Source organism: Terriglobia bacterium (assembly GCA_020073205.1).
Classification (GTDB): Bacteria; Acidobacteriota; Polarisedimenticolia; order Polarisedimenticolales; family JAIQFR01; genus JAIQFR01.
The window spans coordinates 1-6,148 of the sequence record JAIQFR010000168.1; the positions used below are offsets into that span (position 1 = coordinate 1).

The following is a 6,148-nucleotide window of genomic DNA, read 5'->3' on the forward strand; positions in this document are numbered from 1 at the left end:
ATCGTCGCGCTGCCCCTGATGACGCCGTGGATGCTGAAACGGGTCAGCGGCCTGATCCACCCTGGGGCGTTCGACTTCGCGTACGGTGTCAGGACGCTCGGAGTGAAGCTCGGCACGACCTCGTTCGCGGTGGCGGCGGTCGGCGTCGCCGTCACCATGCTGGTGGGGATCACGCTGATGGTCGGGAGCTTCCGGAAGACCCTCGAGGTCTGGATCGGAAGCACGATCCGGGCGGACGTGTACGTCACCAGCGAGAGCTGGAGGCGGGCGAGGGGAACGGCGACGCTGGATGACGACCTCGTGGCCGCGCTCGTGCGGTTCCCGGGCGTCCGGGCCGCCGACCGGCTCCGGCAGGGCTTCGCCTGGACCGGATCGCGGAGGATCTCGCTGATCGGCCGCGATGCGGGCTTGCCGGGAGGCGATGGACGGTTTCCGCTCGTCTCCGGCAATCGCGCCGAGGCGATCCGGCGCATGGTCTCGGAAGGAGCGGTGCTGATCGGCGAGCCCCTGGCCAGGAAGGAGCGGCTTCGCCCCGGCGACCGCCTGAGACTCGCGACCTCGGGAGGAGAGGCCGAATTCCCCATCGCGGGGGTCTACTACGACTACTCGGACGAGAACGGTTCCGCCGAGATGGACCTCTCCGCGATGGAGAGGGCCTACGGCCCCGGCGGGATCACGAACGTCGATCTCTACCTCGCGCCGGGTGTCGATACCGAGGCGACGATGGACGCGCTTCGCGAGCGCTTCCGAGGCGTGCCGCTCGAGATTCTCGACAAGCGGGGGCTGCGCGACGAGATCATGGCGATCTTCGACCAGACCTTCGCGGTCACGCGGCTCCTCCAGGGGATGGCGCTCCTGATCGCCGCGCTCGGGATCACGCTGACGCTCCTGGTCCTCGCGCGCGAGCGCACCGCGGAGCTCGCGCTCTACCGGGCCCTGGGCGCGGGAAGGTGGCAAATCTTCCGGGTGTTCCTCGGCGAAGGGATCGGGATGGGGGCGCTCGGGCTCGCGCTGGGGCTTCCCGGGGGCACGGCGCTCGCGGCCATCCTGATCTTCGTGATCAACCGTGCGTATTTCGGCTGGACCATCGCGCCGAGCGCGCCGGTCCTCGCGCTCTCCGCGCAGGCGGCCACGATCCTGGCCGCCGCGGCGATCGCGAGCGTCTACCCCGCCCTAAGGGCGAGCCGCACTTCCGCCGCCGAGTTGAGCCGTGACGATCTCTGACCGGAGGGGAGCGCAGCGCGCGTGGACCGGACCGGTCGTGGCGGCGGCGCTGGCGGGCGCGCTCGCGGCGGGCCCGGGCTTCCGGATCGCCGTCCCCGGCTACGCCTGGTCCTTTCCCCGGGACCACGGCTCCCACGAGGGGTACCGTACCGAGTGGTGGTACTTCACGGGCCAACTCGAGGCGCGGGACGAGCCCGGACGCGTCTTCGCGTACCAGTTCACCGTGTTTCGCATCGGCCTTTCGCCGGAACGACCCGCGCTCCGATCGGAATGGGCCGCACGGAACCTGATCATGGACCATGCGGCGCTCGCCGACCTGGCCCGGGGTGAGCGCCGATTCAGCGACGTCGTCCGCCGCGAGGCTCCGCTGCTGGGCGCCTTCGGCGCGCCGTCCGATCCCATGATCGCCAAGGTGCTCGCCCCAGCCGGCACGAGTGGGCTCTGGACCCTCGGGTGGAACGGGGGCGCGTTCGACTTCGAGATGAGAGACGAGGAGCGTCGCATGGCGTTTCGCCTTTCGACGCATCCCCTTAAGCCGCTGGTGCTGGAGGGCCCGGACGGTTACAGCCTCAAGGGAGAGGACCCGGGGGCCGCGAGCGAGTACTACAGCCTCACGCGGCTCTCCACGGAAGGAACCATCGTCCTCGACGGCCGGACGTTCTTGGTGCGCGGCGAGTCCTGGATGGACCACGAGTTCGGCTCTTCGCACCTCTCGAGCGGGCAGGTCGGCTGGGACTGGTTCGCGCTCAGGCTCGACGACGGGCGCGACCTGATGCTCTACCTGATGCGCCGCCCCGACGGGACCGTGGACTTCCGGAACGGAACCCTGGTGGACCGCGCCGGCGTGGCCCGCAATCTCGCGCCGTCCGAATGGTCGGTGCGGTCCCTCGCGAGCTGGAAGAGCCCCGAGACCGGCGCGACGTACCCCGCGCGATGGTCGATCGGCGTCCCCTCCGCCGGATTGCGGCTCGAGGTGCGGCCGGACCTTTCCGACCAGGAGAACCGGGGCCGGATTCCGCACGCGCCGTTCTACTGGGAAGGGTCGGTCTCGGTCCGTGACGCCGACGGTCGCCCGGCGGGACGCGGCTTCGTGGAGCTGACCGGCTACGGCGACCGCAACCGCCCGCCGGTCTGAGCCGGGACCTGCCTCCCGGATCCCGAGGGAGCCTCCTGCGACGGCGTAGCGCGAAGGCGTCCTAGAATGTACGGGACGCCCGTCGCCATGTGAATGCCGGAGGGGACTCCGCATGAGGCTGCACCGATTCGTCGCGCGTTCGAGGATCGGGGCGCCGGCCGCGGAGACGTTCCGCTGGCACGAGCGGCCGTTGGCTCTGGAACGGCTGTTGCCGCCGTGGGAGCGCGTCACGGTGATCGACCGCGCGGGAGGCATAAGGGACGGCGGCCGCGTCGCGCTCCACGTCCCCGCGGGACCGGTTAGGGTTCGCTGGGAGGCGGAGCACACGGACTACGACGAGGGGAGGCGCTTCGTCGACCGCCAGGTCGCTGGACCGTTCGCGCACTGGATCCACGAGCACCGGTTCGAGCCCGACGGCGGGGATGGGTGCGTTCTCGAGGACAGGGTGGATTACGCGCTCCCCTTCGGGGTCGTGGGCGAGCTCGCCGGACTCCGCTCGGCGCGCAGGAGGATCGAGCGGATGTTCGCGTGGCGCCACGAGATCACCGCCGCCGACCTCGCGAGGCACCGATCGATGGACGTCCGCGGGCCGCTCAGGATCGCGGTGACCGGCGCGACCGGCCTCGTCGGCTCGGCGATCCGCGCCTTCCTGTCGACCGGGGGACACGCGGTGTTCCGCCTCGTCCGTCCGGGGCCGGACGCCGGTCCAGAGGACATCCCGTGGGACCCGGCCTCGGGCCGGCTCGACGCGGCGCGGCTCGAAGCGCTCGACGCCGTGATCCACCTCGCGGGCGAGAACATCGGCGAGGGGCGGTGGACCGCCGCGCGGAAGGACCGGATCCTCGCCAGCCGGATCGTGGGGACGCGACTCCTCGCTCGGACGCTCGCCGCGCTCAAGGCGCCGCCTCGAGTGCTCCTGTGCGCCTCCGCGGTGGGTTTCTACGGCGACCGGGGCGAGGAGCCGCTCGAGGACGCGAGCGGCCCGGGCCGGGGGTTCCTCGCGGAGGTGTGCGGGAAGTGGGAGGCCGCCGCGGTCCCGGCCATGGAGCGCGGAATCCGGGTCGTCCACCTCCGGTTCGGCGTGATCCTGGGCGCCGCGGGAGGCGCCCTCGCGCGGATGCTCCCGGCCTTCCGGCTCGGCGCGGGAGGGCGCGTGGGCAGCGGCCGGCAATATGTGAGCTGGATCTCGCTGGACGATGCGGTCGGCGCGGTCCAATTCGCGCTCTTCCGAGGGGAGCTCGCCGGACCGGTGGTCGCGTCGGCGCCCCAGCCGGTCCGGAACGCCGAGCTGGCGCGGACGCTCGGCCGCATCCTGGGCCGTCCCGCCGTCGCGCCGCTGCCTTCGACCGTGGTCGATCTTCTTTTCGGTGAGATGGGGAGGTCGCTGCTCCTCGAAGGGCAGCGGGTGCGGCCGCGGAGGCTCCTCGACGCGGGATTCCGCTTCCGGCATCCCGACCTCGAGGGGGCGCTCCGCTTCGAGCTGGGGCGGCTCGAACGTCCGCCGGACGGGGTCGAGTTCAGCTCCTGATCGGTAACCCGAGGGGCACGGAGGGCGCTCGATGGACTATGTCGGACTGGGCCGCACCGGCCTGAAGGTCTCCCGGCTCTGCCTCGGCACCATGACCTACGGCTCGCGTTCCTGGCGGAAGTGGGTGCTCGAGGAGGAGGAGAGCCGGCCGTTCTTCCGCCGCGCCGTGGAGCTCGGGATCAATTTCTTCGATACCGCGGACATGTACTCGCTCGGCGTGAGCGAGGAGATCGTGGGTCGGGCGCTCCGGGATCTCGGGCCGCGGGAGGCCCACGTCGTCGCGACCAAGGTGTTCTTCCCCTCGGGGCCCGGACCGAACGACGGCGGGCTGTCGCGCAAGCACGTGCTGGCCGCGATCGACGTGTCGCTTCGCCGGCTCGGGATGGACTACGTCGACCTGTACGTCATTCACCGGTGGGACCCGACGTGCCCGATCGAGGAGACCCTGGAGGCGCTCCACGACGTGGTCCGCGCGGGAAAGGCGCGCTATCTCGGGGCCTCGAGCATGTTCGCTTGGCAGCTCGCGAAGGCGCAGCACGCGGCGGACGACGGCGGATTCACCCGCTTCGTCTCCATGCAGAACCACTACAACCTGGTCTACCGGGAGGAAGAGCGCGAGATGATCCCGCTGTGCCTCGACCAGGGTCTCGCGCTCACGCCCTGGAGCCCGCTGGCGCGCGGCTTCCTCTCGGGGAACCGGCGCGTCGCGGAAGGCGCCAAGGGCGGCGACACGATCCGGGCGGGCTCCGACGACTTCGCGCACGGGCTCTACTACTCGCCGGGCGACTTCCGGATCGTCGAGCGCGCGAGGGCCCTGGCGGATCGCCGGGGGGCGACGCCGGCCCGGATCGCGCTGGCCTGGCTCCTGCGGAAGCCCGGGGTCGCCGCTCCGATCGTCGGCGTGACCCGGCTGGAACAGCTCGACGACCTCGCGGCCGCTCTCGACCTCGAACTGGACGACGAAGAGATGCGGCAGCTCGAGGAGACGTACGAGCCGCACCGGATTCTCGGACACTCGTGAACGGGAGCCGGCGGAAGCTTCGGGCCTCGCTCCCATGCCGTAAGGAATGGTCCGCGTCGCGCCGGAGCGGTAAGATGAGGGCTTCCGAGCGGCGACCGTTCTGACCGCCCCTCGGTCCCGGAGACCACCGGCCATGAAAGCAGCCACGCCCGCCAGGGATTTCGGGATGCTGATCGCGGAGGGGATTCCGGACGAGATTCCCCCGATGCCTCCCTCCGATCCCTCCCTGAGCCACGCGCCGGCCCGACGGCAGGTCCTCACGCAAGCCGAGAAGGAGCTCGCGGTCTCCAACGCGCTCCGGTACTTTCCCGCGCACCAGCACGCGGCCCTGGCGCCGGAGTTCGCCCGGGAGCTCGAGATCGACGGCCGGATCTACATGCGCCGCTACCGGCCCTCCGGATACGAAATGAAGGCGCGCCCGATCGGGGACTACCCGGCCCGGAGCCGCCATGCCGCGGCGATCATGCTGATGATCCAGAACAACCTCGACCCCGCGGTCGCGCAGCACCCGGAGGAGCTCGTCACGTACGGAGGGAACGGCACGGTCTTCCAGAATTGGGCCCAGTACCGGTTGGTCATGAAGTACCTGTCGGAGATGACCGACGAGCAGACGCTGGTGCTGTACTCGGGCCACCCGCTCGGCCTGTTCCCGTCCCACCCGGACGCCCCTCGCCTCGTGCTGACCTGCGGCATGGTGATCCCGAGCCGCTCGACGCCGGACGACTACGATCGTCTCGCCGCCCTGGGCGTCACGTCGTACGGGCAGATGACGGCCGGCAGCTTCATGTACATCGGGCCGCAGGGGATCGTCCACGGGACCGTGATCACGCTCCTCAACGCCGGTCGCAGGTACCTCGGGGTGTCGGAGGAGGAAGGGCTCGCGGGGCGCGTGTTCGTGACCTCCGGGCTCGGCGGGATGAGCGGCGCCCAGGCCAAGGCCGCGGTGATCGCCGGGGCGGTGGGCGTCGTGGCCGAGATCGACCCGAAAGCGCTCCTGAAGAGGCACGAGCAGGGGTGGCTGCAGGAGTACGAGACCGATCTCGACAAGCTCCTGGCGAGGATCGAGCGGGCGAGGAAGTCGAGGGCGCCGCTCTCGCTCGGCTACCTGGGGAACGTGGTGGATCTATGGGAGCGGCTGGTCTCCTCCGGCGAGAAGGTGGACCTCGGGTCCGATCAGACGTCGCTCCACAACCCTTACGCCGGGGGGTCGTTCACTACAGCGGCATGGAGCTGCCCAAGT

Annotated in this window: 5 protein-coding genes; all 5 read left to right on the forward strand. The window is 70.9% G+C overall.

From position 1 onward, the window contains the following. On the forward strand, positions 1–1,224 hold a 1,224-nt coding region (locus LAO51_19690; protein ID MBZ5640967.1), incomplete at its 5' end, for an ABC transporter permease. A 37-nt stretch (positions 1,225–1,261) separates the two neighbouring features. After that, the gene (locus tag LAO51_19695) at positions 1,262–2,359 is read left to right on the forward strand and encodes a carotenoid 1,2-hydratase (GenBank protein ID MBZ5640968.1); all 1,098 of its coding nucleotides are present in this window, start codon (positions 1,262–1,264) and stop codon (positions 2,357–2,359) included. Positions 2,360–2,471: 112 nt separating this feature from the next. Beyond that, the gene (locus tag LAO51_19700; protein MBZ5640969.1) at positions 2,472–3,887 is read left to right on the forward strand and encodes a TIGR01777 family oxidoreductase; all 1,416 of its coding nucleotides are present in this window, start codon (positions 2,472–2,474) and stop codon (positions 3,885–3,887) included. Positions 3,888–3,918: 31 nt separating this feature from the next. Next, positions 3,919–4,908 (forward strand): aldo/keto reductase, encoded by a 990-nt coding sequence (locus LAO51_19705; GenBank protein MBZ5640970.1) that lies wholly within the window; start codon positions 3,919–3,921, stop codon positions 4,906–4,908. A 133-nt stretch (positions 4,909–5,041) separates the two neighbouring features. Further along, a partial coding sequence (locus LAO51_19710) for a urocanate hydratase (GenBank protein ID MBZ5640971.1) occupies positions 5,042–6,148 on the forward strand: 1,107 nt, incomplete at its 3' end.